The 26631-nt window shown below is 73.4% G+C and carries 26 protein-coding genes; 14 read left to right on the top strand and 12 right to left on the bottom strand.

Going from position 1 to position 26631, the window contains the following annotated elements:
• Positions 1-19: 19 nt before the first annotated feature.
• Complete coding sequence (metH, locus tag AB0K05_RS19825; protein WP_148031404.1) at positions 20-3484, bottom strand: methionine synthase; 3465 nt, start codon at positions 3482-3484, stop codon at positions 20-22.
• A 308-nt stretch (positions 3485-3792) separates the two neighbouring features.
• On the opposite strand from metH, the gene AB0K05_RS19820 reads away from it, so the two are divergent.
• Both AB0K05_RS19820 and AB0K05_RS19815 read left to right on the top strand, forming a co-directional pair.
• Positions 3793-4647, top strand: coding sequence for a PAC2 family protein (locus AB0K05_RS19820; RefSeq protein ID WP_148031403.1), 855 nt, complete (start codon positions 3793-3795; stop codon positions 4645-4647).
• Positions 4648-4793: 146 nt separating this feature from the next.
• Positions 4794-5342 (top strand): hypothetical protein, encoded by a 549-nt coding sequence (locus AB0K05_RS19815; protein ID WP_271278801.1) that lies wholly within the window; start codon positions 4794-4796, stop codon positions 5340-5342.
• A gap of 177 nt (positions 5343-5519) precedes the next feature.
• On the opposite strand, the gene AB0K05_RS19810 is transcribed toward AB0K05_RS19815, so the two are convergent.
• Positions 5520-6221: a CbiX/SirB N-terminal domain-containing protein gene (locus AB0K05_RS19810; RefSeq protein WP_364230682.1), complete on the bottom strand. Its 702-nt coding sequence runs from the start codon at positions 6219-6221 to the stop codon at positions 5520-5522.
• Entirely contained in the window at positions 6218-7387 is a 1170-nt protein-coding gene (locus tag AB0K05_RS19805; RefSeq protein ID WP_364230679.1) for a uroporphyrinogen-III synthase, read from the bottom strand. Before AB0K05_RS19805 ends, AB0K05_RS19810 begins: the two co-directional genes overlap by 4 nt.
• Positions 7388-7616: 229 nt before the next feature.
• Between AB0K05_RS19805 and def the strand changes: the two genes are divergently transcribed.
• The gene (gene def / locus AB0K05_RS19800) at positions 7617-8102 is read left to right on the top strand and encodes a peptide deformylase (protein ID WP_219545739.1); all 486 of its coding nucleotides are present in this window, start codon (positions 7617-7619) and stop codon (positions 8100-8102) included.
• On the opposite strand, the gene AB0K05_RS19795 is transcribed toward def, so the two are convergent.
• From AB0K05_RS19795 to AB0K05_RS19785, 3 genes are read right to left on the bottom strand one after another with little or no spacing between them, the layout of a single operon-like run.
• Complete coding sequence (locus AB0K05_RS19795; protein WP_148034539.1) at positions 8038-8322, bottom strand: WhiB family transcriptional regulator; 285 nt, start codon at positions 8320-8322, stop codon at positions 8038-8040. The two genes, def and AB0K05_RS19795, sit on opposite strands and share 65 nt — an antisense overlap.
• A 30-nt stretch (positions 8323-8352) precedes the next feature.
• Positions 8353-9273 (bottom strand): glycosyltransferase, encoded by a 921-nt coding sequence (locus AB0K05_RS19790; protein ID WP_364230677.1) that lies wholly within the window; start codon positions 9271-9273, stop codon positions 8353-8355.
• Positions 9270-9872: an HAD-IIIA family hydrolase gene (locus AB0K05_RS19785; protein ID WP_246640123.1), complete on the bottom strand. Its 603-nt coding sequence runs from the start codon at positions 9870-9872 to the stop codon at positions 9270-9272. Before AB0K05_RS19785 ends, AB0K05_RS19790 begins: the two co-directional genes overlap by 4 nt.
• Before the next feature lie 170 nt (positions 9873-10042).
• Here AB0K05_RS19785 and AB0K05_RS19780 point away from each other — a divergent pair, with 170 nt between their 5' ends.
• Genes AB0K05_RS19780 through AB0K05_RS19740 form a run of 9 tightly spaced genes read left to right on the top strand, consistent with a single transcriptional unit; the run spans position 10043 to position 19934 of the window.
• Positions 10043-11674 carry a carbamoyltransferase C-terminal domain-containing protein gene (locus tag AB0K05_RS19780; protein ID WP_364230674.1) on the top strand — a complete coding sequence of 544 codons (1632 nt, stop codon included), beginning with the start codon at positions 10043-10045 and terminating at the stop codon, positions 11672-11674.
• Entirely contained in the window at positions 11671-12642 is a 972-nt protein-coding gene (locus AB0K05_RS19775; RefSeq protein WP_345482958.1) for a glycosyltransferase, read from the top strand. Before AB0K05_RS19780 ends, AB0K05_RS19775 begins: the two co-directional genes overlap by 4 nt.
• Positions 12639-13673 (top strand): glycosyltransferase family 9 protein, encoded by a 1035-nt coding sequence (locus AB0K05_RS19770; RefSeq protein ID WP_271280461.1) that lies wholly within the window; start codon positions 12639-12641, stop codon positions 13671-13673. The genes AB0K05_RS19775 and AB0K05_RS19770 overlap by 4 nt, the downstream gene beginning before the upstream one ends.
• On the top strand, positions 13670-14857 hold the full coding sequence (locus AB0K05_RS19765; RefSeq protein ID WP_148031394.1) for a glycosyltransferase: 1188 nt from the start codon (positions 13670-13672) through the stop codon (positions 14855-14857). Before AB0K05_RS19770 ends, AB0K05_RS19765 begins: the two co-directional genes overlap by 4 nt.
• A 2-nt stretch (positions 14858-14859) precedes the next feature.
• Positions 14860-15408 carry an SIS domain-containing protein gene (locus AB0K05_RS19760; RefSeq protein ID WP_148031393.1) on the top strand — a complete coding sequence of 183 codons (549 nt, stop codon included), beginning with the start codon at positions 14860-14862 and terminating at the stop codon, positions 15406-15408.
• Entirely contained in the window at positions 15405-17441 is a 2037-nt protein-coding gene (locus tag AB0K05_RS19755) for a PfkB family carbohydrate kinase (protein ID WP_345482957.1), read from the top strand. Before AB0K05_RS19760 ends, AB0K05_RS19755 begins: the two co-directional genes overlap by 4 nt.
• Positions 17438-18112 (top strand): SDR family oxidoreductase, encoded by a 675-nt coding sequence (locus tag AB0K05_RS19750; RefSeq protein ID WP_271278386.1) that lies wholly within the window; start codon positions 17438-17440, stop codon positions 18110-18112. The genes AB0K05_RS19755 and AB0K05_RS19750 overlap by 4 nt, the downstream gene beginning before the upstream one ends.
• Complete coding sequence (locus tag AB0K05_RS19745) at positions 18103-18978, top strand: glycosyltransferase family 9 protein (protein WP_271278387.1); 876 nt, start codon at positions 18103-18105, stop codon at positions 18976-18978. Before AB0K05_RS19750 ends, AB0K05_RS19745 begins: the two co-directional genes overlap by 10 nt.
• Positions 18975-19934: a UDP-glucuronic acid decarboxylase family protein gene (locus tag AB0K05_RS19740; RefSeq protein WP_271278388.1), complete on the top strand. Its 960-nt coding sequence runs from the start codon at positions 18975-18977 to the stop codon at positions 19932-19934. Before AB0K05_RS19745 ends, AB0K05_RS19740 begins: the two co-directional genes overlap by 4 nt.
• On the opposite strand, the gene mshC is transcribed toward AB0K05_RS19740, so the two are convergent.
• From mshC to AB0K05_RS19715, 5 genes are read right to left on the bottom strand one after another with little or no spacing between them, the layout of a single operon-like run.
• The gene (gene mshC / locus AB0K05_RS19735; RefSeq protein ID WP_271278389.1) at positions 19931-21154 is read right to left on the bottom strand and encodes a cysteine--1-D-myo-inosityl 2-amino-2-deoxy-alpha-D-glucopyranoside ligase; all 1224 of its coding nucleotides are present in this window, start codon (positions 21152-21154) and stop codon (positions 19931-19933) included. The two genes, AB0K05_RS19740 and mshC, sit on opposite strands and share 4 nt — an antisense overlap.
• A gap of 10 nt (positions 21155-21164) precedes the next feature.
• Complete coding sequence (locus AB0K05_RS19730; protein ID WP_271278390.1) at positions 21165-21815, bottom strand: NRDE family protein; 651 nt, start codon at positions 21813-21815, stop codon at positions 21165-21167.
• Between the two features lie 23 nt (positions 21816-21838).
• Entirely contained in the window at positions 21839-22603 is a 765-nt protein-coding gene (locus AB0K05_RS19725; RefSeq protein WP_271278391.1) for an SCO1664 family protein, read from the bottom strand.
• A complete protein-coding gene (locus AB0K05_RS19720; RefSeq protein WP_219545751.1) occupies positions 22600-23148 on the bottom strand; it encodes a DUF3090 domain-containing protein in 549 nt (182 codons plus the stop codon). The genes AB0K05_RS19725 and AB0K05_RS19720 overlap by 4 nt, the downstream gene beginning before the upstream one ends.
• 9 nt (positions 23149-23157) lie before the next feature.
• Positions 23158-23844: a histidine phosphatase family protein gene (locus AB0K05_RS19715; RefSeq protein WP_271278392.1), complete on the bottom strand. Its 687-nt coding sequence runs from the start codon at positions 23842-23844 to the stop codon at positions 23158-23160.
• A 65-nt stretch (positions 23845-23909) separates the two neighbouring features.
• On the opposite strand from AB0K05_RS19715, the gene AB0K05_RS19710 reads away from it, so the two are divergent.
• The gene (locus tag AB0K05_RS19710) at positions 23910-24857 is read left to right on the top strand and encodes an aldo/keto reductase (protein WP_271278393.1); all 948 of its coding nucleotides are present in this window, start codon (positions 23910-23912) and stop codon (positions 24855-24857) included.
• A gap of 124 nt (positions 24858-24981) precedes the next feature.
• Positions 24982-25863, top strand: a complete 882-nt coding sequence (locus AB0K05_RS19705; protein WP_271278394.1) for a hypothetical protein — start codon at positions 24982-24984, stop codon at positions 25861-25863.
• 3 nt (positions 25864-25866) lie between these two features.
• Here the strand turns inward: AB0K05_RS19705 and fabI are convergent, their stop codons facing one another.
• Positions 25867-26631, bottom strand: coding sequence for an enoyl-ACP reductase FabI (fabI, locus tag AB0K05_RS19700; RefSeq protein ID WP_148031382.1), 765 nt, complete (start codon positions 26629-26631; stop codon positions 25867-25869).

Raw genomic sequence — 26631 nt, 5'->3', positions numbered from 1 at the left:
CCCTGGGACCGACGGACCGTCAGACGTTGAAGTATTTGGCCTCGGGATGGTGCGCGACGAGGGCGGAGGTGGCCTGCTCCGGGTGGAGCTGGAACTCCTCCGACAGCGTGACCCCGATACGCTCCGGGTCGAGCAGCTGGAACAGCTGCACCTGGTCCTCGAGGTTGGGGCAGGCGGGGTAGCCGAACGAGTAGCGGCAGCCCTGGATGTTGACCTTGAGCATGTCGTCGAGCGACTCGTCGCCGCCGATGCCCCACTCCGACCGGGTGCGGGCGTGCCAGTATTCGGCCAGCGCCTCGGTGAGCTGCACCGACAGGCCGTGGAGCTCCAGGTAGTCGCGGTAGGCGTCCTTGGCGAACAGCTCGGCCGTGGCCTGGGAGATCTTGCTGCCCATGGTGACGACCTGCAGGCCGACCACGTCGGTCTCCCCCGAGTCCTTGCCCCGGAAGAAGTCGGACAGGCACAGGTGGCGGTCGCGGCGCTGGCGCGGGAACGTGAAGCGGGTGCGCTCGCCGCCCGACTCGTCGAGGATGATCAGCGAGTCGCCGTCGCTGACGCACGGGAAGTAGCCGTAGACGACGGCCGCCTCCAGCAGGCCCTCGGTCTGCAGCCGCTCCAGCCACATGCGCAGCCTCGGCCGGCCCTCGGCCTCGACCAGCTCTTCGTAGCCGGGGCCGTCGCCGCCCCTGGTCGGCTTGAGCCCCCACTGGCCGAGGAACAGCGCCCGCTCGTCGAGGAAGGCCGCGTAGTCGGCCAGCGGGATGCCCTTGACGATGCGGTCGCCGTGGAACGGCGGCTTCGGCACCGGGTTGTCGGCGGCCACGTCGGAGCGGGACGGCAGCTCCTCGACGGGGGTGCGGTCGAGCTTGGCGCCGGTCTTGACCCGCCGCTGGCGCAGCGGCGGCAGCTGGGCGCCGGCCACGCCGCGCTTGACCGCCATGATGGCGTCCATCAGGCGCAGGCCCTCGAAGGCGTCGCGGGCGTAGCGGACCTCGCCCGCGAACAGCTCGGCGAGGTCCTGCTCGACGTAGGCGCGGGTGAGCGCGGCGCCGCCGAGCAGCACGGGGTACTTCTCGGCCAGGCCCCTGGAGTTGAGCTCCTCGAGGTTCTCCTTCATGACCACGGTCGACTTGACCAGCAGGCCGGACATGCCGATGACGTCGGCCTTCTGCTCGTCGGCGGCCTCCAGGATGGCCGAGACGGGCTGCTTGATGCCGAGGTTGACGACCTCGTAGCCGTTGTTGGACAGGATGATGTCGACGAGGTTCTTGCCGATGTCGTGCACGTCGCCCTTGACGGTGGCCAGCACGATGCGGCCCTTCGTCTCGCCCTCGACCCGCTCCATGTGCGGCTCCAGCTGGGCGACGGCGGCCTTCATCACCTCGGCCGACTGCAGCACGAACGGCAGCTGCATCTGGCCGGAGCCGAACAGCTCGCCGACCGTCTTCATGCCGTCGAGCAGCACGTCGTTGATGATCTCCAGGGCGGGCCGCTGGGTCAGCGCGTCGTCGAGGTCGGTCTCCAGGCCCTTGCGCTCGCCGTCGATGATGCGCCGCTTGAGCCGCTCCCACAGCGGCAGCGCGGCCAGCTCCTCGGCCTTGCCGGCGCGCAGGGCCGCCGCGTCGACGCCCTCGAACAGGTCCATGAACCGCTGCAGCGGGTCGTAGCCCTCGCGCCGCCGGTCGTAGACCATGTCGAGGGCGACCTGGCGCTGCTCGTCGGGGATGCGCGCCATCGGCACGATCTTGGACGCGTGGACGATGGCGGAGTCGAGGCCCGCGTTGACGCACTCGTTGAGGAAGACCGAGTTGAGCACCATGCGGGCGGCCGGGTTGAGGCCGAAGCTGATGTTGGAGACGCCGAGCGTGGTCTGCACGCCGGGGTAGCGGCGCTTGAGCTCGCGGATGGCCTCGATGGTCTCCAGGCCGTCGCGCCTGGTCTCCTCCTGGCCGGTGGCGATGGGGAAGGTGAGGCAGTCGACGATGATGTCGTCGACCCGCATGCCCCAGTTGCCCGTCAGGTCGTCGACGAGGCGGCTGGCCACGCGCACCTTGTGGTCGGCGGTGCGGGCCTGGCCCTCCTCGTCGATGGTGAGCGCCACCACGGCGGCGCCGTGCTCGCGCACCAGCCGCATGATCCGCTGGAAGCGGGAGTCGGGGCCGGTGCCGTCCTCGTAGTTGACGGAGTTGACCGCGGCGCGTCCGCCGAGCATCTCCAGCCCGGCGCGCAGCACCTCCGGCTCGGTGGAGTCGAGCATGATCGGCAGGGTGGAGGCGGTGGCCAGCCGGAACGCCAGCTCCTTCATGTCGGCCACGCCGTCGCGGCCCACGTAGTCGACGCACAGGTCGAGCATGTGGGCGCCGCCGCGCGCCTGGTCGCGGGCGGTCTCCACGCAGTCGTCCCAGCGGCCTTCCAGCATGGCCTCGCGGAAGGCCCTGGAGCCGTTGGTGTTGCACCGCTCGCCGATGGCCAGGAAGGAGGTGTCCTGGCGGAACGGGATCGTCTGGTAGAGGGAGGAGACGCCGGGCTCGGGGTGCGGGCGGCGGCGGACGACCTCCCGGCCGTGCACCCGCTCGACCACCTGGCGCAGGTGCTCGGGGGTGGTGCCGCAGCAGCCGCCGACGATGGACAGGCCGTAGTCGCGGACGAAGGTCTCGTGGGCGGTCGTCAGCTCCTCGGCGCTCAGCGGGTAGTAGGCGCCGTCGGAGGTGAGCACGGGCAGGCCGGCGTTGGGCATGCACGACAGCCGCAGCCGCGAGTGGCGGGCGAGGTAGCGCAGGTGCTCGCTCATCTCGGCGGGGCCGGTGGCGCAGTTGAGGCCGATCACGTCGACGCCGAGCGGCTCGATCGCGGTGAGGGCGGCGCCGATCTCGGAGCCGAGCAGCATGGCGCCGTTGGTCTCGATCGTCACCTGGGCGATGATCGGCACGTCGCGCCCGGCCGCGTCGATCGCCCGCTTCGCGCCGAGCACGGCGGCCTTGACCTGCAGCAGGTCCTGGGAGGTCTCGACGATGAGCGCGTCGGCGCCGCCGGCGATCAGGCCGGCCGCGTTGTCGCGGTAGGCGTCGCGCAGGACGGCGAACGGCAGGTGGCCGAGCGTGGGCAGCTTCGTGCCGGGACCCATCGAGCCGAGCACGAAACGCGGCCGGTCGGGCGTGGACCAGTGGTCGGCGCGCTCCCTGGCGATCCTGGCGCCGGCCTCGGAGTATTCGTAGACGCGGTCGCCGATGTCGTACTCGCCGAGCGCGGCGAGGTTGGCACCGAAGGTGTTGGTCTCCACGCAGTCGACGCCGACGGCGAAGTAGGCGTCGTGGACGCCCGCGACGATGTCGGGGCGGGTGACGTTGAGCACCTCATTGCAGCCCTCGTGGCCCTGGAAGTCGTCGAGGGTCGGGTCGTGGGCCTGGAGCATCGTTCCCATGGCGCCGTCGGCGACGACGACTCGCTGGGACAGCACTTCTCGAAATGACCGGGCGATGCTCATGCGCTCCAGCTTATCGGCTGCGCCACACCGGGATCCCCCGCCCGCCGGGCCCCGCCTCGCACGTCCAGCGCCTGGTGCGACGCCCTCCCCTCCGGAAGGGGACACACGGGGACAAGGCGGCGAAGAACCGTCCTCCGGCAGGGCCCGCGGGCTCAGCTCGCAGCGTACGCCGCTCCGCCCCGTCCCTCGCCTGACCTGGCGTTCCATCACAGGCTGTACGGCGGGAGCCACTGATCGCGCTTACCACGTGACAGGAGTACCTCCTCACCGCATAGGCTTAGCGCGATGGTGCAGACAGGAGGCGACACGTGATCGAGCTCGAAGGGCTCCCCGAGCTCGTCGACCCGGTGCTCATTGCCGCGTTCGAAGGGTGGAACGACGCGGGCGAGGCCTCGAGCGGTGTGATCGCCCATCTCGAGTCCGCCTGGAAGGCCGAGCCGCTGGCCGAGCTGGACCCTGACGACTACTACGACTTCCAGGTCACCCGCCCCGTCGTGGAGATGGGCGACGGGCTGACCCGGTCGATCATCTGGCCGACGACGAGGCTGCTGCGGGCCCGGCCGCCGGGCAGCGAGCGCGACGTGGTGCTGCTGCGCGGCATCGAGCCCAACATGCGCTGGCGGTCGTTCTGCGCCGACATCATCGACGTCTGCCGGGAGTTGGGCGTCGACATGGCCGTCATGCTGGGCGCGCTGCTCAACGACTCGCCGCACACCCGTCCGGTGCCGGTCCTCGGCTCGGCCACCGACGACGGCCTGGCGCGCTCGATCAACCTGGAGCTGAGCCGCTACGAGGGCCCGACGGGCATCGTCGGCGTCCTGCAGCACGCGTTCGGCCGCGCCGGCCTGAGCGCCGTCACGCTGTGGGCGTCGGTGCCTCACTACGTGGCCCAGCCGCCCAACCCGAAGGCCACGCTGGCGCTGCTGCGCCGGTTGGAGGACGTGCTGGAGATCCCGATGCCGCTGGGCGACCTCGACGAGGAGGCCCGGGCGTGGGAGCACGGCGTCGACGAGCTGGCCTCGCAGGACAGCGAGGTGGCCGAGTACGTCAAGGAGCTGGAGGAGCGCAAGGACGCGGCGGAGCTGCCCGAGGCGAGCGGCGACGCGATCGCGGCCGAGTTCGAGCGCTACCTGAGGCGCCGCGACCGCGACACCGACGGCTGACGTCCGGCGTTCACTCTCCCGCCGAGCGGCCGCGGCCGCGGCCTTGGACGCCGGCGGACATTTGCGACTAAAAACCTAAACGCCGGACTTTTTCCGTACGCCGGTTCATAATCGGGTTTCCGCTGACCGTCCACGTGAGGCCGATCATGGCGATTCCGTCCGGAAGCCCGCACCTGACCAGCCAGGACACCAGGCGTCTGGTCCTGCAGATGGCCGCGCCCCTGCGTGAGGACGGGCCCGGCGGTCAGGTGACCCACTTCCTGGCCCTGCTCCAGGACCGCCTCCCCCTCTGGCTGGGCGTCCTGCGCGACCTGGAGCACCGCGCGGGCCGGGGTCAGGTGCGCGACAACCTCGTCGTGGTGGCGCGGGCCGGCATCGGCTACTACGCGGACGTGCAGTCGGCCGCGCTGCCGGTGTTCTCCTCCCCCGCGGTCACCGTGCGTTTCCGGCACGCGCTCAAGGCGAACGGGCTGGGACCGCCCGCCGAGGTGACCCCGCTCGCCTCGTACCTGCGGGAGGAACGGCTGCTCGGCCGGGTGGCCGGGGAGGTCGACCCGGAGGCCAGCGCCCGGCTCCTGCTCGCCGGCTGCCTCCGCCACGCCTTCGTCGAGCTCTTCGTCGGCGCCGACGCCGGACCGTCACGCGAAACCGCCGCCGAGGAGATCGTCCGCGAACTACGCCTGGAACCCCGATGAGACTACAGAACGGGCTGAGCGGACCCCGGCGCCGTCCTCCGGACGCGGCCAGAGCCACAGGCCGCCGCGCGGAGGCCGCCCGGCGGTGCGGGGAGACCGCCCGGCGGTGCACGAAGGCCGCACGGGGATGCACGAAGGCCGCACGGGGATGCGGGGAGGCCGCCCGGCGGTGGGGTGTCAGCCGGCCGCCGAAGTGGCCGTGTGGTGGCGCAGGGCCTGGTCGTGGCGGTGCCAGACCAGGGCGGCCACGTCGGGGTCGGCGCCCAGCGGCGGGGTGACGAGGTCGGCGCCGGCGGACGCCAGGCGGGCGTGGAAGAAGCCGGGCGCCAGCAGGTATGAGGCCAGCGCCACCCGGGCCGCCGGGCCGGAGCGGAGCCGTTCCATCGTCTCCCCCAGCCCCGGCGAGCCGGAGGAGACGAAGGCGGCGGTGACCGGGCGGGACAGGCGGACGGCGAGCTGGTGGGCGGCGGCGCGCACGCCGGCCAGCGCGGACGGGTCGGAGGACCCCGCCGCGCCCAGCACGACCGCGTCCGTGGCGCGCAGCCCGGCCCTGTTGAGCCGGCGGGCGAGCGTGGCGGTCAGCAGCCGGTGCGGGCCGAGCGGCGGGGCGACGAGGGCGCCTGGCCGGTGCTCGGCGAGCACCGCGGGCAGGTCGACGTGCACGTGGTAACCGCCGGCGAGCAGCAGCGGGACCACGACCACCGGCCCGGGGACGGCCGGCAGCACGTCACGCAGCAGCGGCGCGCTGATCTCCAGGTACGCGAGCTCGACGCGGCGGCGGGGCCGGGCCGCGCGGACGGCTCCGGCCAGCGCGGACAGGGTGCGCTCCCCCTCCTCGCTGCGGGTGCCGTGAGCGGCCAGGACGAGCGTCGGGGTCACCGCGCGCCCTCGTACCGGCAGGCGAGCCGGTAGCCGCGCTTGACCACGGTCTCGACGATCCCGGCCGGCCCGAGCGCGCGGCGCAGGCGGGTGACCGCCATCTCGACCGCGTGCTCGGCCGAGTCCCTGACGGCGCTGCCGGGCAGGACGGTGCGCAGGTCGGCGCGGGATACGACGTGGCCGGGCTTGTCGGCCAGTCGCTTGAGCACGGACATCGGGGCGGGCGGCAGCGGCCGCAGCTCGCCGTCGACGACCACGGCGTGACCGCGGATCTCCAGGCGGTGCCCGCCTGCTTCGAGCCGGGTGACGGACTGGGCGGGCAGGTGGCGGGCCAGGACGCGGGCGAGCGCGCCGAGCCGGGCCCGGTCGGGCTGCAGGGTGGGCACGCCGCGGTCGGCGAGCGGGCCCGCGGTGACCGGGCCGACGCAGGCCGCCACGACGGGGCCGGCGAACGCGGCCAGCAGTGCGTCCTCGGCCCCCTCCGCGCGGGCGGCGTTGAGCATGGCGTGCACGGCGGGCGCGCTGGTGAAGGCGACGGCGTCGACGGAGCCCGAGACCGTCTGGGTGATCAGGCGCCGCAGCGGCGACGGGTCGCGGTACGGCAGCCACCGGTAGACGGGGATCACGATCACCTCGGCGCCGGCCCCGCGCAGGTCGGCGACGAAGTCGGTGAGCGGCTCGCCGTGCTGCTGGACGGCGATGCGGCGGCCGCGCAGGTCCTGGGCGAGCAGGTAGTCCTTGACCTCGGCGCAGGATTCGGTGGCGGGGGTCCAGTGGTCGTTGAGCCCGGCGGCGCGGACCGCGCCTCTGGCCTTGGGCCCGCGGGTGAGCAGGCGTGCCCCGGCGAGGTGGTCGCCCAGGTCGGAGGAGAGGCCCCAGCCCTCCGCCGCGGCCATCCAGCCGCGGAAGCCGACGCCGGTGGTGACGACCACGTCGTCGACGGGCCTCTCCAGGCTCCGCCGGGTGGCGGCGAGCAGGTCGGCGTCCTCGGCGAGCGGGACGAGCCTGATGGCGGGGGCGCTCAGCACGCGGGCGCCGCGCCGTTCGAGCAGCGCCCCGAACTCCTCGCGCCGGCGGGTGGCCGTGACGCCGACGGTGAAGCCCGCCAGCGCGTCTGGCGCCGTCTCGGGCGAAAGGACGGCGTCCCCGATGGATGACCCGCTCATGCGAGAACCTCGTCGTGGATCGGGACACCCGGCCGGGCCCCGAGCACCCGGCCGAGCATCACACGTACGTGAACCGGAAGTGAGATCACGCCTTCATCGTGGATTCGGAGGGTTTCCGCGCTGGGTCTCTTCTGTTACCGCTGTGCTACAAGCGACAGCCCGCGCGGTTGGCGGCGGACCCGGGAGGGAAACCCGTCGGTGTGCGACGCGGCTATTCGGGGAGGCGCGGGTGACGGTGCGGCCGATCCTGGCTTTCGACGATCCGGCGCTCCGCTCGGTCGCGGAGCCGGTCAAGGACTACGACAAGGAGCTGCGCGGGCTGGTCAAGTCCATGACGGCGACGTTGCGGGCGGGCGCCGGCCGGGCCGGGCTGGCCGCTCCTCAGGTGGGGGTGCCGCTGCGGGTGCTCGTCTACGCCTACGAGGGCGCGTCAGGCCATCTCGTCAATCCGCGGCTGGAGCTGTCGGAGCGGCGGATCACGGCGGACGAGGCCTGTCTGTCGGCCCCGGGCGTGTGGTGGCCGCTGCGGCGCGCTTTCATGGTCGTCGCGCGTGGCCGCGACATGTTCGGCAAGCCCGTCACGGTGCGGGCGCTGGGCGTGCTGGCGAGGGTGCTGCAGCACGAGTCCGATCATCTGGACGGGGTGCTGTTCAGCGACCACCTGTCAGCGGACGAGCGCGAACGCTTTCTGGCCGCGGCGCTGCCCTCGGGATGAGCGCGCGGCGCTGTTCCGGATCCAGGCCGCCCCAGACGCCGTGCGTCTGGCCGCTGCTGATCGCGTAGTCGAGGCACGGCTCCCGTACGGGGCACGTGTGGCAGATCGTCTTGGCGCGTTCCACCTGCGACTGGCCCGGACCCTGGAGCGAGATCGGGAAGAACAGCTCAGGGTCCAGGTCAGAGCAGGCGGCCCTGCGTGACCAGTCGAGCATCATCATGCTCATCGCGCCTACCCAGCGCCTTCCGGGTCATACCTCTTCGAGCAGGCGGTCCCAGTCGAGCAGGAACCTGTCGAGCCCGTAGCGCGCCAGCGCGGCCGTCCGCGCGGCCTTGCCTGCCTGGGCGGCCCGCTCCGGGTCCGCCGCGAACTCCCTGAGCGCCTGGGCCAGCACGTCCACCCGGGTGGAGACGACGCCCGCCTCGGGCGGCACCGCCTCGACGGCCTCGGTGGCGGCCAGTGCGACCACGGGCATGCCCAGGGTCATCGCCTCGATGAGGGCGAGCCCGAGCGAGGTCCACCGGTAGGGGTGCAGGTAGACCCGCCGTCTGGCGAGCTCGGCGTGCATGCGGGCCTGCGGCAGGTCCTCGTACGTCCCGTACGGGAGACCTTCGACCTTCATGCCGAACAGGTCGAGCGGCACCTCGGCGGCGAAGCGCGGCAGCAGGTCGGTGCCGGCCACCCGGGTGCGCCGGACGGGCTCGTTGACCACGACGCCCGCCCTGGGCAGTTCGCCGGTGTAGAGGTGGCCTGGGTCCACGACGCCGTGCTCGACGACCCGGGTGGGAGCGCGGCCGTTGTCCCAGAACAGCTCGTTGAAGTGGGTGACGTGCACGAGCGTGATGTCGGAGCGGTCCGCCAGCGGGTGGCGGGTGCGTGGCACGTCGCCGACCGGCGTGTTGTGCTCGACGTAGACGCCGGGCAGGTCGCGGCCGAGCCACTCGCGGGCCAGGTCGAGCTCGTGCGGGCGCTGGTAGACGACCACGTCGACCGGCTCGTCGCGGAGCCGGTCCCACGGCACTTCCCGGGCGCTTCCCGGCCACGGATAGGTGTCCGCCCGTCCCCGGCCGTCGGGGCCGCGGCCGGGGACGAGCGGCAGGACGTACTCGTGGCGGCCGTGCACGAACGAGGTGGTCCACGAGCCGTGGACGTGCCAGAGGAGGATCCTCACCAGCGGCTCCAGCCGAGCGCCCGCGACCAGGCGGAGCCGCCGGCGGCGACGGGGGCCGGCGCGGCGTCCGCCTCGCGCAGCAGCCGTTCGGCCACGTCGGTGAGGTCGTCGGCGACCTCGGGAGCGTGCTCGATCTCCTCGCGCCGCGTCTCCACGGTCGGCACCAGGATGCCGCGCGCCCCGGCGGCCCTGGCCGCCTCCATGTCGCGGCCGATGTCGCCGACCATGACACACTCGCGCGGGCTCACGTCCAGCACCGCGGCGGCCCTGATGAGCAGGCCGGGCGCGGGTTTGCGGCAGGTGCAGCCGTCGCCGTCGTCGTGCACGCAGATCGCCCACGCGTCGAACGGCCCGAGCAGTTCCTCGACCCGGGCGTTCACCTGTTCCATCTCGTCCGCGGTGATCAGGCCCTTGGCCACGCCCGACTGGTTGGTCACCACCGCCACCGGCAGGTCGGCGCGGCGCAGCCTGCTCAGCGCCTCCAGCGCGCCCGGCATGGGCCGGACCCGGGCCGGGTCGCCGTTGTACGGGACATCCCTGATCAGGGTTCCATCCCTGTCGAAGAGCACCGCCCCGGGACGTCGTTGTTCGAACACCATCCACCTCCGTCGCGTGGCCCACAGCTACCCGGCGCCATATCGGGCAAACAACTACTTAGGGTGACCAGACGCCAGATTTCGGGGGTGTTTGCCCATTTCAGCGAGGGGGGTGTGTTTGAGGAGCGCTCCTCTCGGTAGCCGTTCTCCTAATCTTCGCAGGAAGGGAACCGATGAGATTTCTCGGCATCAACGCGATCTTCCATGACCCCGCGGCGGCCCTGGTCGTGGACGGGAGGGTGGTCGCCGCCGCGGAGGAGGAGCGGTTCAGCCGGCGCAAGCACGGCAAGCGCCCGCTCCCGTTCTCCGCGTGGGAGCTGCCGGAGCAGGCGGCCGCCTGGTGTCTGCGGGAGGCGGGCATCGGCCCCGAGGACGTCGACGCGGTGGCCTACTCCTACGATCCCGCCCTGGTCGAGCAGCGCCCGGACGGCGACTGGGAGGACCTGCGGACCCGCTACGCGGTACGCGCCCCGCTGTTCCTGTCCACGGCGCTGCCGGGGCTGGACGCGGCGCGGGTGCGGTTCGTGCCGCACCACATCGCGCACGCCGCCTCGGCGGGGCTGGCCTCGCCCTGGCGCGACTGCGCGGTGCTGGTGTGCGACGGCCGCGGCGAGAACGTCTCCCACCTGGCCGGCCGCTACACCGGCGGCGAGCTGGAGGTGCTGGCCGCCCAGCCGCTGCCGCACTCGCTCGGGCTGATGTACGAGGACGTGACCGAGCACCTGGGATTCCTGCGCTCCTGCGACGAGTACAAGGTGATGGCGCTCGCCTCGTACGGGCGGCCGCGGTTCCTGGAGGAGCTGCGCGAGCTCGTCTACGCGACGGGCGACGGGGGCTTCCACGTGACGCCGATCGAGTGGGGCGGGTACGCCAAGGCGCTGCGCAAGGGCGAGCAGTGGACGGACGACCACGCCGACCTGGCGGCCAGCGTGCAGGCCCGGCTCGAAGAGGTGCTGCTGGACCTGGCCCGCTGGCTGCACGAGCGGACCGGCGAGCGGCGGCTGGCCCTGGCCGGCGGGGTCGCGCTGAACTGCGTGGCCAACACCCGGCTGCTGGCCGAGGGGCCGTTCGACGAGGTGTGGGTGCAGCCGGCCGCCGGCGACTCCGGCACCGCGCTGGGCGGGGCGCTGCACCTGGCCCAGGTGCACGGGGAGCCGGCCGCCCCGATGAGCACCGCGGCGCTCGGCCGCGGCTTCACCGACGAGGAGCTCGGGGCGTGGCTGGACGTGGCCCGCGTGCCGTACACGCGCCCCGCCGACCTGGCGGCGGCGGTGGCGGACGAGCTGGCCGCCGACCGGCTCGTCGCCTGGTTCCAGGGGCGGTCGGAGTACGGGCCGCGGGCGCTCGGGCACCGCTCGCTGCTGGCCCACCCGGGGCACGCGGCCAACACCGAGCGGCTCAACGACGTCAAGGGGCGCGAGCAGTTCCGGCCGATCGCGCCCATGGTGCTGGAGGACCGGGCCGCCGCCGTCTTCGGCCGGGGGCCGGTGCCGTCGCCGTACATGCTGTTCGTGCACGACGTGCTCCCCGGCTGGCGTGAGCGCGTCCCCGCCGTGGTGCACGTGGACGGGACCGCCCGGGTCCAGACCGTCTCCCCCGCCGCCGATCCGCTGATGGCGCGGGTGCTGGCCGAGTTCGAGGCGCGGACCGGGCTGCCCGTCGTGGTCAACACGAGCCTCAACACCGCCGGGCGGCCCATGGTGGACGACCCGCGTGACGCGCTGGAGTGCTTCGGGTCCTCGCCGGTGGAGGTGCTGGCCCTGGGGCCCTACCTGATACGGCGGGGGGAGGTGTTCGCGTCGTGATCACGGTGGTGATCCCCACGATCGGGCGGCCGAGCCTGCGCGCCACGCTGGCCGCGCTGGCGGACGTCCCGGTCGTGGTGGCCGACGACCGGCCGGGCGCCGCCGAGCCGCTGGAGGTTTCCGGCGGCGTACGGGTCGTGCGCTCGGGCGGGCGCGGGCCCGCGGCGGCGCGCAACGCCGGCTGGCGGGCGGCGGACACGCCGTGGGTGGCGTTCCTGGACGACGACGTGGTGCCGTCGCCCGGCTGGGCGCGCGCGGCCTGGAAGGACCTGGTGGACCTGCCGGAGGACGTGGGGGGCAGCCAGGGGCGGATCACGGTGCCGCTGCCGTCCGGACGACGGCCCACCGACGGCGAGCGGCACACCGCCGGGCTGGTGGACGCCGACTGGCCGACGGCCGACATGGCCTACCGGCGCTCGGCGCTGGAGCGGGTGGGCGGCTTCGACGAGCGGTTCCCGCGCGCCTACCGGGAGGACGCCGATTTGGCCCTGCGCGTGCGGCGGGCCGGTTACCGGCTGGTCAAGGGGGCGCGGGTGACGGTTCACCCGGTGCGCGACGACGGCTTCTGGGCCAGCGTCAGGTTCCAGCGCGGCAACGCCGACGACGCCCTGATGCGCCGCCTGCACGGGCCGGCCTGGCGCGCGGCGATCGGCGTCCGGGGCCGCCTGCGCCGCCACGCCCTCACGACGGCCTTCGCCGCCGCCGCTCTCGCCCTGGGCACCGCCTACAGCCTGACCGCTCACCAGGCCGCCTTCTCTCGTTGGAGGCGCGTCAGAGGGCCGGTCGAGGCCGGGGCCTGGCTGGCGGGGGCGGGGTGGGTGCTCATGACCGGGGAGTTCGTGTGGGCCCGGGTGCGGCCGGGGCCGCGCAGCCCCGGCGAGGTGGCGCGGATGGCCGTCACCGGCGTGCTGATCCCACCGGTGGCCTGCTGGCACCGGCTCAGGGGGGAATGGGAGGTGCGGCGATGAGCGCTCCGCGGGTGCTCGTGGCGCGGCTCGACGACGCCGGGGACGTGCTGCTGGCCGGCCCCGCCGTGCGGGCCGTGCGCGGGCGGGCGGGCGAGGTCGTCTTCCTGGCCGGCCCCCATGGCAGCGCGGCCGCCGGGCTGCTGCCCGGGGTGGACCGGGTGGTGGAGTGGCGGGCGCCGTGGATCATGAGCGAGCCGCCGCCCGTGACGCGGCCCGAGGTGGACGCGCTCGTCCGGGAGGTACGGGGCTGCGAAGAGGCGCTGATCCTGACCTCGTTCCATCAGTCGGCGCTGCCGCTGGCCCTGCTGCTGAGGCTGGCAGGGGTACGGCGGATCGCCGCCATCAGCGACGACTACCCGGGCTCGCTGCTCGACGTGCGCCACCGGGTCGACGAGAGCGTCGACGTGCCGGAGGCGGAGCGGATGCTGGCGCTGGCCCGCGCCGCCGGGTTCGAGCTGCCGCCCGGCGACGACGGCAGACTCGCAGTTCGACAGCCACTTCCGGATATCAGCCGAGAAACAGGGCAATTGCTCAATGTCGGCGGCGTTGCCGACAAAGGCGCGTATGTCGTGGTGCACCCGGGGACCTCCGCTCCCGCCCGGACCTGGCCCGCAGAGAGGCATCGCCAGACCGTACGAGAGCTGGTCCACGACGGGCACCAGGTCGTGGTCACCGGCAAGGAACGCGATCTCACCGCCTTCGTCGCCGGCGAGGACGCCGTGGACCTCGGCGGGCGGACTTCGTTCGCCGAACTCGCGGCCGTCCTCCAGCGTGCCGGGGTGCTCGTGGCGGGCAACACCGGCCCGGCACACCTGGCGGCGGCGGTCGGCACGCCGGTGGTCAGCCTGTTCGCCCCTGTCGTTCCCGCCGAGCGGTGGGCCCCGTACGGCGTGCCCACGGTGCTGCTCGGTGACCAGCACGCGCCCTGCCGGGCGAGCAGGGCGCGCGTCTGCCCGGTCCCCGGGCACCCGTGCCTGTCGCAGGTGACGAGTGAGCAGGTGGTCAAGGCAGTGAGGGAGCTGACGCAGTGAAGATCGATCTCATCTCGGAGCACGCCGACCCGCTCGCCGCGATCGGCGGCGTGGACTCCGGCGGTCAGAACGTGTACGTGGCCGCGCTGGCCACCGCGCTGGCCGCGCGCGGCCACTCGATCGTCGTGCACACCCGTCGCTCCCACGCCGCCCAGCCCTCGTCGGTGCGGCTCTCCCCCCGCATCACCGTCGAGTACGTGCCGGCGGGCCCGGCGGCCCCGGTGCCGAAGGACGAGCTTCCCCCGTACATGCCGGAGTTCACCGACCGGCTGGCCGACCGCTGGGCGCTGCGCGCCCCCGACGTGGCGCACGCGCACTTCTGGATGAGCGGGCAGGCGGCGCTGCAGGCGGCGGACGGGTTCCCGGTGGTGCAGACGTTCCACGCGCTCGGCACGGTGAAGCGGCGCTGGCAGGGGGGCGCCGACACCAGCCCCGCGCACCGCGTGGCCACCGAGCGGGCCATCGGCCGGCGCGCCGACGCGGTGCTGGCGACCTGCGGCGACGAGGTCACGGAACTCGTCGCGATGGGCGTGCCCGAGCGGCGGATCACGGTCGTGCCGTGCGGCGTCGACCTGGAGACGTTCTGCCCGGACGGGCCGGTGGCGCCGCGCACGGAGGGACCCATGGTGCTCAGCATCGGCCGGCTGGTGCCGCGCAAGGGCGTCGACACGGTGATCGCCGCGTTGCGCCGGCTGCCCGGCGCCGAACTGGTCATCGCGGGCGGGCGGACCGACGACGAGGAGGCGGTGCGGCTGCGCGAGCTGGCCGAGGGCTACGGGCTGGCGGACCGGGTGCACGTGATCGGCAGCGTGCCGCGCGAGCACGTCCCGGCGCTCATGCGCGCGGCCGACGTGCTGGTCACCGTGCCGTGGTACGAGCCGTTCGGCCTGGTGCCCGTGGAGGCGATGGCGTGCGGGGTGCCGGTCGTGGCGTCGGCGGTCGGCGGCCACCTGGACACCGTGGCCGGCTGCGGGCTGCTGGTGCCGCCGCGAAGGCCGAGGGCGCTCGCCAGGGCGCTGAAGGAGGTGCTCGGCAGACCGGACATGCGCCGGGAGATCGGCGGGGCCGGCGCACGCCGGGCCCGGGAACGGTACGGCTGGCCGCGCATCGCCGAGCAGACCGAGGCCGTGTACACGCAGGTGATCGACGGACAGCCGAGCCGTCTCGCCGCGCTGGGGGGGTAATCATGGACACGCATCTGGAGAAGCTCCGCACGGCCCTGACTAGGGTCGACGACCACGCCACCACGATCCGCGCCTGGGGCGGCAAGCTCGGGGGCGTGCTCGCGGCCGGGGGCAGGCTGCTGGCCTGCGGCAACGGCGGGTCGGCGGCCGAGGCCCAGCACCTGACGGCCGAGCTGGTCGGCCGGTTCCGCGCCGACCGGTCGCCGTACGCGGCGATCCCGCTGCACGCCGACACCTCGTCGCTCACCGCGATCGCCAACGACTTCGGCGCGGACGAGATCTACGCCCGCCAGGTGCACGCGCACGGCCGTCCGGGCGACGTGCTGATCTGCCTGTCGACCAGTGGCCGCAGCGCCAACGTGCTGGCCGCGGCGCGGGCCGCCCAGGAGCGCGGAATCCTGTCGTGGGCGCTGACCGGGCCCGCGCCGAACCCGCTCGCCGACCTGTGCGACGACGCGGTCGCCGTGCCCGCCGACGAGACGGCCACGGTGCAGGAGGTGCACCTCGCCATGATCCACATGCTCTGCGACGCGGCCGAGGAGGCCCTGTGACGGATCCACGGCGGGACCGGGACGTCCATCGCGGTCCCCCGCCGCCGGGTCCGCTGGTCGTGATCGGCGACACGCTGCTGGACGTGGACGTCGACGGCGAAGCCGTGCGGCTCTGCCCGGACGCGCCGGTGCCGGTGGTCGACGTGACGGCCGAGCACGCCCGTCCCGGCGGGGCGGGGCTGGCGGCGCTGCTCGCCGCCCGTGACGGCGCCGACGTGGTGCTGATCACCGCGATCGGCGACGACCCGGCTGGGCGCCGCCTGTGCGGGCTGCTGTCGGCCGAACTGGAGCTGGTACGACTCCCGCTGCGTGGCGAGACCGTACGCAAGACCCGCGTACGAGCCGGAGGCCAGACACTCCTGCGCCTGGACACCGGCGACGGAACCGCCCCACCCTTCCCAGCCGCGCCCACGACCGGACCCGCCCACCAGGACGAAGTCCCACCGCGAGAAGCCCCCGAGACCAGAGACGCGCACCCTGACCCCTTCGACCACCACGCCCTGCCCACCGAAGACCACACACAAGACACGGACAGCCACACAATCGCCGCAGGCGAATATCCGCAGCACGCGAACGTGACCACCTCCGACCCGCACAAGCCGGAACCGAACCCAACCGCCGCCAACGGAAACGCCCGCGACGCGGACGTGACCGCCGCAGGCGGAAACACGACCACCGACCCACACACCCCGGAGCCGGACCAAATTCTCGCGAAGGGAAACGCCCGCGACGCAGACGTGATCGTCACAGGCGGAAACACGACCGCCGACCGACACACCCGGGAAGGGGGCCCAACCGCCACCAACAGAAGCGTGCGCGACACCGAACTGACCGCCGCAAGCGGAAGCGCGAGTGCCGCCAACCCACACACGCCGGAATCGGACCCAACCGCCGCTAAGGCAAACACGCGCGACAAGGACGTGACCGCCGCAGGCGGAAGCGTCAGTGGTGCCGAACGACACATGGGGGAGTTCGGGCCGGATGCCGGTGTCCAGGGCGTGACGGCCGAGGGCGTGGATACGGCCGTCGTAGGGGGACATTTGGCCGCTGGGGATGGGTATGCGCGGGCGGTTGAGGTGGTTGCCGCAGCGGGGGCGGTGCTGGTGGCGGATTACGGACGGGGGGTGGCGGCGGTGGCGCGCGAGTTGTTGCGCGGCTGTGCGGCGCCTGTGGTGTGGGATCCGCACCCGAGAGGCGTCCGGCCGCCCCGGGGATGCGCGCTGATCACGCCGAGCGAGGCCGAGGCCAGGTTGCTGTGCCCGGGCGAGTTCCCGGGCGCCGACCGGGCGGCACGCGCCATCCGGGAGGAGCTGGACGCCGGCGCGGTCGTGGTCACCCGGGGCGCCGGGGGCGCGTCCCTGGCGCTGGCCGACGGCACGATGCTCAAGATCCCTGCGCCGGTCCGGGCGAGCGGCCAGGACCCGTGCGGCGCGGGCGACCGGCTGGCCGGGGCCGCGGCGCTCGCGATGCGGGCCGGGGCCGGCGTGGCGGAGGCGGTGATCACGGGCGTCGGCGAGGCCTCGCGGTTCGTCGCCGGCGGCGGCGCGGCCGCCGTCCGCGTCCAGGAGCAGGAGCTGGGCGACCGGCCGCGCACCGCCGTCGAGGTGGCCGAGCTGGTCCGGGCGTCCGGCGGCCGGCTGATCGCCACCGGCGGCTGCTTCGACCTGCTGCACGCCGGGCACGTCAGCCTGCTGCGGCGGGCCCGCGCGCTCGGTGACGCGCTGGTCGTGTGCGTCAACTCCGACGAGTCCGTGCGCAGGCTCAAGGGCCCGTCGCGCCCGATCGTGGACGTGACCGACCGGGTCGAGGTCCTGCGCGCGCTGAGCTGCGTGGACGCGGTGCTGGTGTTCGACGAGGGCACCCCGGTCCGCGCGATCGAGCTGCTCCGCCCCGACGTGTGGGTGAAGGGCGGCGACTACGAGGGCGGCACGCTGCCCGAATCCGAGGTCCTGGCCGGCATCGGCGCCGAGACGGTGGTGCTGGACCTGCTGCCGGGACGTTCGACAACCAATCTGATCAAGGAGATCCGATGAACGTACTGATCACGGGGGGCGCCTCGGGCCTCGGCCTGGCCACCGCGGAAGCGGTCGAGAAGGAGGGCTGGCGATCGTTCGTCGTCGACGTGCGCGAGCCGAGCCAGCGCTTCGAGCACGCCACCGCGGACCTGGCCGATCGGGAGCAGGCCGAGCGCGCGGTCCGCGAGCTGGCCGAGCGGGCCGGCGGGCTGGACGCGGTCGTCACCGCGGCGGGCATCGACCGGTGCGGGCGGCTGGAGGACGTGCCCGCCGACGACTGGGAGCAGGTGGTCAAGGTCAACCTGCTCGGCACGGCCTCCGTCGTGCGGGCCGCGCTCCCGTACCTGAAGAGGTCGCGCGGCCGGATCGTCACCTGCGCGTCCACGCTCGGGCTGCGCCCGCTGAGCGACGCCTCGGCCTACAGCGCGTCGAAGTTCGGCGTGGTCGGGCTGACCCGGGCGCTGGCGGTCGAGCTGCGCGGCGAGGTGGGGGTCACCCTGCTGGTGCCGGGCGGCATGCGGACGGGCTTCTTCGACGGCCGGCCCGAGCAGTACAAGCCCGGCCCGGAGGCGGGGCTGAACGACCCCGCGGACGTCGCCCAGGCGATCGTGTTCGCGCTGGGCAGGCCGGTCGGCTGCGAGATCAGGGAACTCGTCGTCTGCCCGGACACGGAGACATCATGGCCCTAGAACTCCTGGTGCTGCGCGGGCTGGGGCTGGGCGACCTGCTCACGGCCGTGCCCGCGCTGCGCGCGCTGCGCCAGGCGCATCCGGAGCACCGGATCACGCTCGCCACCCCGGCCTATCTCGGCCCGCTGCTGCCGTTCACCGGCGCGGTGGACGAACAGATCGACGTGTCCGGGCCCGGCCCGGTGCCGTTCGAGCGGCCGGACCTGGCGGTCAACCTGCACGGCCGGGGCCCGCAGAGCATCGAGGCGCTGCGCCGTACCGAGCCGGGACGGCTGATCAGCTACGAGACCGGCCCGCCGTGGCAGGACGGCGTGCACGAGGTGCGGCGCTGGTGCGACCTGCTGAGGTGGTACGGCATCCCGGCCGACCCGCAGGACCTGACGCTCGGCGTCTCCGACCGTACGGGGCCGGCGATCGTGCATCCCGGCGCCGCCTATCCGGCCAGGCGCTGGCCGCCGGAGCGGTTCGCGAAGGTGGCGGCGCTGCTGGACGACGACGTGGTCGTCACCGGCAGCGCCGAGGAGGCCGGGCTGGCCAGGAGGGTGGCCGAGCTGGCCGGGCTGCCGGCGGATCGGGTGCTCGCCGGGCGCACCGACCTGGCCGAGCTTATCGAGCTGGTGAGCAGGGCGCGCCTGGTGGTGTGCGGCGACACCGGCGTGGGCCATCTGGCGACCGCGTTCTGCGTGCCGTCGGTGGTGCTGTTCGGGCCGGTCTCCCCGGCGCAGTGGGGGCCGCCGCCCGGGTGGCGGCACGTGGCGCTGTGGGCGGGCAGCCGGGGGGACCCGCACGGCGACCAGCCGGACCCGGGCCTGCTGAAGATCGAGGTATCCGAGGTCGTCGACGCCGCGATGGAGGTCACGTCATGAGGGCGCTGGTCACCGGAGGAGCCGGGTTCCTCGGCTCCCACCTGTGTGAGCGGCTGCTGGACCGGGGGGCTGACGTGGTGTGCATGGACAGCTTCCTCACCGGCGGGCCGCGCAACGTGGAACACCTGGTCGACCGTCCGTCGTTCCGCATCATCGAGTGCGACCTGACCGGCTACGTGCACGTCGCCGGTCACGTGGATCTGGTGCTGCACTTCGCCTCGGCCGCCTCGCCGGCCGACTACCTGCGCTACCCGATCGAGACGCTGCGCGTCGGCAGCGTCGGCACGCTGCACGCGCTCGGGCTGGCCAGGGAGAAGGGGGCCAGGTTCGTGCTGGCGTCCACCAGCGAGGTGTACGGCGACCCGCTGGAGCACCCGCAGCGCGAGACGTACTGGGGGAACGTCAACCCGGTGGGGCCGCGCAGCGTCTACGACGAGGCCAAGCGCTTCGCCGAGTCGCTGACCACGGCCTACCGCGACTCGCGCGGCACCGACACCGGCATCGTGCGGATCTTCAACACGTACGGTCCGCGTATGCGGCCGTTCGACGGCCGTGCCATCCCGACGTTCATCCGGCAGGCGCTGACCGGCGAGCCGATCACCGTCACCGGCGACGGCTCGCAGACCCGGTCGATCTGCTACGTGGACGACACGGTGTCGGGCGTGCTGGCCATGGCCGAGAGCGACTTCGACGGCCCGGTGAACCTCGGCAACCCGGACGAGCTGACCATGCTCGACCTGGCCACGATGATCAAGGAGCTGACCGGGTCGGCGTCGCCGATCGAGTTCGTCGAGCGGCCGGAGGACGACCCGAAGGTGCGCCGGCCGGACACCACGCTGGCCGCCGAGCGGCTCGGATGGACGGCGAAGGTGCCGGCCGGTGAAGGGCTGCGGCGCACCATCGAGTGGTTCGCCCGCGAGCTGGACGGTCACCGGCCGGCCCGGATGACGGTCTAGAGCGCCACGCCGAGCAGGGCGTCGGCCAGGTCGCGGACCAGGGCCGGCGCCGCCCGGTCGCTACCGCCGCCGTCGAGTGCCTCGCCGGCCCACCGGTCGACGGCGGCCACGGCGCCGGGGGCGTCGAGGTCGTCGGCGAGCCGGTCGCGCACCTCGGCCAGCAACGCCTCCGCGGGCGGTCCGGCGGTCACGGCCACGGCGGAGCGCCAGCGCTCCAGCCTGGCCTCGGCGTCGGCGAGCAGGTCAGGGGTGTAGTCCCAGTCGGCGCGGTAGTGCCTGCACAGCAGGACGAGCCGGACCGCCATCGGGTCGTGCTCGGCCCGCAGCTTGGAGACGAACACCAGGTTGCCCCGCGACTTGGACATCTTCTCGCCGTCGAGGCCGACCATGCCGGCGTGCGTGTAGAAGCGGGCGAACGGCCACTCGCCGGCGGCCGCGTACCCCTCGGATGCGCCGCACTCGTGGTGCGGGAAGATCAGGTCGGAGCCGCCGCCGGCCACGTCGAAGCCGGGGCCGAGGTTGTCGAGGGCGATCGCGGTGCACTCGACGTGCCAGCCGGGCCTGCCGCGGCCGAGCCGCGAGTCCCAGGCGGGCTCGCCGGGCCGCTCGGCCCGCCACAGCAGCCAGTCGAGCGGGTCCCGCTTGCCGGGCCGCTGCGGGTCGCCGCCCCGCTCGGCGGACAGCTCCAGCATCCGCTCCCGGGAGTAGCCGGAGACCTCGCCGTAGCGGGGGGCGGCGGCCGCGTCGAAGTAGACGTCGCCGTCGAGGGTGTAGGTGACGCCGCGCTCGGCCAGCTCGCCGATCAGCTCCGCCACCCGGTCGACGACCTCGGTGACGGCGACGTACTCGCGGGGCGGCAGGATGCGCAGCGCCTCCATGTCGGCGCGGAACAGGTCGATCTCGCGCTCGGCCAGGCTCTGCCAGTCGACGCCGGTCTGCTCGGCCCGCTCCAGCAGCGGGTCGTCGACGTCGGTGGCGTTCTGCGTGTAGTGCACGGTGTGGCCGGCGTCGCGCCACATCCGGCCGACCAGGTCGAAGGCGAGGTAGGTGTTGGCGTGGCCGAGGTGGGTGGCGTCGTAGGGGGTGATGCCGCAGACGTACATCCTCGCGGTCGGCCCGGGATCGGTCTGCCGGACCTGCCGGGACGCGGTGTCGTAGAGCCGCAGGGGGACGCTCGCGCCGGGGAGCCTGGGAACGTTGGGGGCGGACCACGATTTCATGTCTTCGAGCCTATCCGTGCTGATCAGCGGTCATGTCGGTGAACTCGTACGTCACGCCGTCCGGCGCCAGCGTCAGGAGGGTGACGCTGAGGGAGGCGAAGACGCGGCCGTCGGGCAGCTCGTGCCGGACGATCAGCGCGTCGGGCGCGTCGGAGGGCGGGTCGCGGAGCGGCTCGTGCCAGTCGGCGTCGCCGGCGAACCTCGGCAGGTTGGTGGTGACGCGCTCGTGGCCGGGGTCGAGCCCGGTGTTGACGATCACGCTGGTGCCGTCGGGCAGCTCGGCGGCTTCGAGCCGGTGCCCGTCCCAGCTGAACACGCGGGCCCCGGACAGGCCGGCGAGCACCAGGTGGAACGGGTCGTAGCGGGTCAGGTCGACGTCCGGCATCTCGCCGGAGGAGACGGCGAGCAGCGGCAGGTCGCCGCGAGAGAGCTTGCGGATCTCGGGGGCGGGCAGCCCGCGGCCGTTCAGCAGGGCGGCGGCGCGGCGGGCCTGCCGGTCGACCGCGAGCCAGGTGCCGCCCGCCTTGAGGTCGCGCCCGCCGACGACACCGGGATGGTCGGGCCAGTGTTCGGCCGGGCCTTCCCACGGGCGGTCGGCGAACTCGTCCCTGATGCCCATCAGGGTCAGGGGCCGACCCGTTCTCACGATCACCGTGCACATGCGGCAAAGCGTACAAAACTGCTCTAGATGGGCGGCCAGGGGATGGCAGGCCAGCCCTCGAAGGGGTACGGGTGCACGCCGGTGTCGAGCAGCCGCCGCACCCGCTTCCAGGTCGCCTCGACCTCGGCCGTCGTCAGCAGGTCGCGCAGCTTGCGGCCCAGCGAACCGGAGTCGAGCTCGCGCTCCAGCTTGGCCAGCACGCCCACCGCCTCGCGCGACAGCGGCTTGCCCCGCCACTGCCACAGGACCGTGCGGAGCTTGTCCTCCACCGCGAAGCAGACGCCGTGGTCGACCCCGTAGACGTGGCCGGTCGGCAGGGGCAGCAGGTGGCCGCCCTTGCGGTCGGCGTTGTTGACCACCGCGTCGAAGATGGCCATCCGGCGCACCACCGGGTTGCGGCTGCGCACCAGCCGCATCAGGTCGATCTCGCGCTCGGTGTCGATCCACAGCTGGCACATGCCGGGCCCGAACGGCCCCTCGCGGTAGACCGTGGGCGGCACGATGTGCCAGCCGGTCGCCTGGGAGACCTCGTAGGCGGCCACCTCACGGGCGGCGAGGGTGCCGTCGGGGAAGTCCCACAGCGGGCGCTCGCCGCGTACAGGCTTGTAGACGCACGCGACCGCGCGCTCGCCCAGCCTGACCGTGCAGTAGAGGGTCATGTTGGTGGCTTCGACGAGGCGCCCGGCCATCTCCAGGCGGCCGTCACGGAGCAGCTTGAGCGTCTCCTCCTCGTCCATGGCCGAGGGGAGGGCAGGCCTGACGGCGGGCTCGCTCTCCGGAGCGGTCATGAAGCCGCCTCACCTCCGCGGTAGCCGTTGAGACGTACGCACACGTGCCCCTCGGCGTCGAGCGGCTGCCCGCAGAGCGGGCAAGGCGGGCGGCCCGCCGCGACGATGTCCAGCGCCCGCCGGGTGAAGGCCCTGGCGGCGCCGGCGCTGATGCGGACCCGCAGCACCGCGGGCTCGGGCGCCCCGAGGTCTTCCTCGTCGACCATCTCCTGGGCCTCGATGACCACCTGCGACCTCTCGGGGTCCCACGCCAGCGCCATCGTGCCGACCCGGAAGTCCTCGGCGACCGGGACGTCGAGCGGGCCCTCGTCGGCCAGCTCGGCGGGGGCGATGGCGGGCACCTGGGCGGTGCCTCCGCTGCGCCGCAGCACCTCGTCGAGCAGCTCTTCGAGCCTGCCCGCGAGCGCGGCCACCTGCAGTTTCTCCAGCGCGACCGTGGTCAGTCTGCCCTCGGCCCTGGCCTGGAGGAAGAAGGCGCGCGCGCCCGGCTGGCCGAGGGCGCCCGCCACGAACCTCTCCGGCGGGTCGTAGTCGAAGACCGGCATAGCCTGACCTTACGTGGTCCCGGGCCCGCCGCCGACGGCGGCATCGCTCCCGGTGGAGTTTTCTCCCCCGTCTTTCTCCTCCGAATCCTCAGAAAGCTTCAATTCCCCCATATCGTTAAGTTTGAGAACAAAGGGACGCAAGGGGGCATAGCGAATAACGGTGAGAGCGGCCGGATCAGCGGTTATCCGCTGAAACTGATCGAGGTGGAGCCCCAGAGCGTCCGCGACGATCGCCTTGATCACGTCTCCGTGACTGCACGCGAGGTAGACAGCCTTCTCCCCCAGACGTCGATTCCAGCCCCGGATGGCGGCGACGGCCCGGTACTGCATCGCGGTCATCGCCTCCCCGCCGGGGAAGACCGCCGCGCTCGGGTGGGCCTGCACCACCGGCCAGAGCGGATCCTTGGCCAGCTCCTTGAGCTCGCGCCCGGTCCAGTCGCCGTAGTCGCACTCCAGCAGCCGCTCGTCGGTCTCGACGGGCAGGCCGCGGCCCGCGGCGACGGCCTCGGCGGTCTCGCGGCAGCGCTCCAGCGGGCTGGAGACGATGGCGTCGAGGCGGACGCCGGCGATCCGCTCGGCCAGCGCGGCGGCCTGCGCCCGGCCGGCGTCGCTGAGGTGAACTCCAGGTGTGCGGCCGGCCAGGACCGGCCCCGTCAGATCGGTCAGCCCGTGACGGGCCAATAGCAGCGTCGTCATCCACCCAAGTGTCGCAGGCGTCTGTCGCGGTGTTTCACGGCCCCGAGCGGTAATCTGGCGGGATCATGGAGCAGCGTTATGTCGGCCGCAGCGGCCTGTCGGTGTCCCGGCTGGGCCTCGGCACGATGACGTGGGGGCGTGACACCGACGCCGACGACGCGGCGGCCCAGCTCGGGATGTTCCTCGACGCGGGCGGCACCCTCGTCGACACGGCCGACGTCTACACCGGCGGCGACGCCGAGCGGGTGCTCGGCCGCCTGCTGCGCGACCAGGTGCCGCGCGGGGAGCTGGTGATCTCCACCAAGGCCGTGGTGACGCCGATGGGCCACCGGCAGCGCGACGCCTCCCGGCGCCACCTGATCGCCGCGGTCGACGCCTCGCTGAGCCGGCTCGGGGTCGACTACGTCGACCTGTGGCAGCTGCACACCTACGACGCGGAGGTCCCGCTCGACGAGACGCTGGCCGCGGTCGACACCATCGTCTCCTCCGGCCGGGCGCTCTACGCGGGCGTGTGCGACTACACCGGCTGGCAGCTCGCCGCGGCTTCGGTGACGCAGCGGGTGATCCCGGGCCGGGCGCCGATCACCTCGGTGCAGACCGAATACTCCCTGCTGGCCCGCGACGCCGAGCGCGAGCTGCTGCCTGCCGCCCACCACATGGGCGTGGGCGTGCTGGCCTGGTCGCCGCTGGGCCGCGGGGTGCTGACCGGCAAGTACCGCACCGGCATCCCCGCCGACTCGCGGGCCGCCACGCCTCACTTCGCCGACTTCGTCCGCCCGTACCTCGACGACAGGAGCCGCAGCGTGGTCGAGTCCGTCGTGACGGCGGCCGAGGGGCTGGGCGTCTCGGCGACGGCGGTGGCGCTGTCGTGGGTCCGCGACCAGCCGGGGGTCGCCTCGGCGATCGTCGGCGCCCGCACGCTCTCGCAGCTCAAAGGCACGCTGCTCGCAGAAGACCTGGAGCTCCCGATCGAGATCCGAGAGGCCCTTGATGACGTCTCGTCCCCCGAATGACGAACGAGAGCCTCGCTCGCGTGTTACTAGTCGATACCGAATCGCAACTTTACCCCGAAAAACCCTGCGTCGTCTGGCCTGTGTCCATAAGGATTTTCCTCGGAAGCGACGCGGGAGGGGACGGATGGGGAGCAGAACCGCGATCTCGGCTGGGATCCTCGCGGTGTCGATGGTGACGCTTCCCGTCGTCGCCGCCGCCCCGGCGGGGGCCCAGGTCCTCGACTGCGAGCACGGCGGGGGCGGCCTGCTCTCGGGCCTGACCGACGGCCTGTGCGACACCGTGGGCGCCGTGACCGGCACGGTCGACAAGCTGACCGGCGGGCTCACCGAGCCTCTCACCGAAGGACTCGGCAAGACCACCGACAAGGTGCTCGGCACCGTCGGCGAGGCCGTGCCGACCGCCGCGCCGCGTTCGTCGGCCGAGCCTTCCGCCGACGCCAAGCCCTCCGCCAAGCCCAAGAAGACCCTGCTGCCCGAGCCTCTCAGCGACGTCTGCCTGCCGGGGCTCGCCTGCGAGGGCGAGGGCCTGCTGGAGGAGACGCTCCGCCCCACGCCCGAGACCACCGGCCGTACGACGGCCGAGCCCGAGCCCGAGCGGGAGCGCGAGGAGCGCCGCCGCGACCCGGACGACCGGGACCGCGAGGACGACCGGGAGGAGGCGGACGCGGCGCCCACCACCTGGCCGACGCAGCCGCCCGCGCGCGAGACGCACTCCGTCGACGGCAGCGAGGAGCCGGTCACCGACGACCCGGCGGCCGACCCCGAAGACCTGCGCATCGACCTGCTGTGGCCGGACCCGTTCACCGACAAGCTGCCCCTTCAGGTGGGCAGGGAGCCGGTGGTGCGGCCGGTGGCGAAGGCCTCCGACGTGGTGGGCACCACGCTGACCGTGGTGCTGCTCGCCACGGCGGTCCTGGCCAGCCGCGTGGTGCAGCAGCGCAGGCGCCGGAGCGAGCAGCACGAGTCGATCCCCTTCGAGCCGGCGGGGCGGCACCGGCTCGCCTGAGGGTCAGCCGCCGATCGCGTGGACGCCGCCGTCGACGTGCACGATCTCGCCGGTGGTGGCCGGGAACCAGTCGGACATCAGCGCCACGCAGGCACGGGCGGCCGGCACCGTGTCGGCGAGGTCCCAGCCGAGCGGGGCCCTGTCGGGCCAGCTGTCCTCGAACTCCTTGAAGCCCGGGATCGACTTGGCGGCCATGGTGCGCAGCGGCCCGGCGGCCACGAGGTTGACGCGGATGCCGTGCTTGCCGAGGTCGCGGGCGAGGTAGCGGTTGCACGACTCGAGGCCGGCCTTGGCCACGCCCATCCAGTCGTAGACCGGCCAGGCCTTGGTGGCGTCGAAGTCGAGGCCGACGACCGCGCCGCCGTCCTTCATGAGCGGCAGGCAGGCCACCGCGAGCGCCTTGTAGGAGTAGGTCGACACGTGCAGGGCGGTGGCGACGTCCTCCCACGAGGTGTTGAGGAAGTTGCCGCCGAGCGCCGTCTGCGGGGCGAAGCCGATGGAGTGGACCACCCCGTCGAGGCCCTCGACGTGCTCGCCCACCCGGGCGGCGAGCGTGTCGAGGTGGTCGGTGTCCTGCACGTCGAGCTCCAGGACCGGAGCGGGATCGGGCAGCCGCTTGGCGATCCGCTCGACCAGGCTCAGCCGGCCGAACCCGGTGAGGACGACGGTCGCGCCCTCCTCCTGCGCCAGCTTGGCGACCGAGAACGCGATGGACGCGTCGGTCAGCACGCCCGTCACGAGGATCCGCTTGCCTTCGAGTATGCCCAC

This window comes from Nonomuraea sp. NPDC049486, from assembly GCF_040676925.1.
GTDB lineage: Bacteria > Actinomycetota > Actinomycetes > Streptosporangiales > Streptosporangiaceae > Nonomuraea > Nonomuraea ferruginea.
Note: the sequence above shows the minus strand (reverse complement) of the source record. Positions and strands in the feature narration are given on the sequence as shown.

Excerpts from the sequence above, each read along its gene's own strand:
- AB0K05_RS19740 (WP_271278388.1), top strand. The coding sequence starts at position 18,975 with ATGAGGGCGCTGGTCACCGGAGGAGCCGGGTTCCTCGGCTCCCACCTG.
- AB0K05_RS19705 (WP_271278394.1), top strand. The coding sequence starts at position 24,982 with ATGGGGAGCAGAACCGCGATCTCGGCTGGGATCCTCGCGGTGTCGATG.
- AB0K05_RS19745 (WP_271278387.1), top strand. The coding sequence starts at position 18,103 with ATGGCCCTAGAACTCCTGGTGCTGCGCGGGCTGGGGCTGGGCGACCTG.
- AB0K05_RS19785 (WP_246640123.1), bottom strand. The coding sequence starts at position 9,872 with ATGGTGTTCGAACAACGACGTCCCGGGGCGGTGCTCTTCGACAGGGAT.
- AB0K05_RS19710 (WP_271278393.1), top strand. The coding sequence starts at position 23,910 with ATGGAGCAGCGTTATGTCGGCCGCAGCGGCCTGTCGGTGTCCCGGCTG.
- AB0K05_RS19770 (WP_271280461.1), top strand. The coding sequence starts at position 12,639 with ATGAGCGCTCCGCGGGTGCTCGTGGCGCGGCTCGACGACGCCGGGGAC.
- AB0K05_RS19715 (WP_271278392.1), bottom strand. The coding sequence starts at position 23,844 with ATGACGACGCTGCTATTGGCCCGTCACGGGCTGACCGATCTGACGGGG.
- metH (WP_148031404.1), bottom strand. The coding sequence starts at position 3,484 with ATGAGCATCGCCCGGTCATTTCGAGAAGTGCTGTCCCAGCGAGTCGTC.
- mshC (WP_271278389.1), bottom strand. The coding sequence starts at position 21,154 with ATGAAATCGTGGTCCGCCCCCAACGTTCCCAGGCTCCCCGGCGCGAGC.
- AB0K05_RS19795 (WP_148034539.1), bottom strand. The coding sequence starts at position 8,322 with ATGATGATGCTCGACTGGTCACGCAGGGCCGCCTGCTCTGACCTGGAC.
- AB0K05_RS19725 (WP_271278391.1), bottom strand. The coding sequence starts at position 22,603 with ATGACCGCTCCGGAGAGCGAGCCCGCCGTCAGGCCTGCCCTCCCCTCG.
- AB0K05_RS19730 (WP_271278390.1), bottom strand. The coding sequence starts at position 21,815 with ATGTGCACGGTGATCGTGAGAACGGGTCGGCCCCTGACCCTGATGGGC.
- AB0K05_RS19760 (WP_148031393.1), top strand. The coding sequence starts at position 14,860 with ATGGACACGCATCTGGAGAAGCTCCGCACGGCCCTGACTAGGGTCGAC.
- AB0K05_RS19805 (WP_364230679.1), bottom strand. The coding sequence starts at position 7,387 with ATGAGCGGGTCATCCATCGGGGACGCCGTCCTTTCGCCCGAGACGGCG.
- AB0K05_RS19780 (WP_364230674.1), top strand. The coding sequence starts at position 10,043 with ATGAGATTTCTCGGCATCAACGCGATCTTCCATGACCCCGCGGCGGCC.
- AB0K05_RS19815 (WP_271278801.1), top strand. The coding sequence starts at position 4,794 with ATGGCGATTCCGTCCGGAAGCCCGCACCTGACCAGCCAGGACACCAGG.
- AB0K05_RS19720 (WP_219545751.1), bottom strand. The coding sequence starts at position 23,148 with ATGCCGGTCTTCGACTACGACCCGCCGGAGAGGTTCGTGGCGGGCGCC.
- AB0K05_RS19750 (WP_271278386.1), top strand. The coding sequence starts at position 17,438 with ATGAACGTACTGATCACGGGGGGCGCCTCGGGCCTCGGCCTGGCCACC.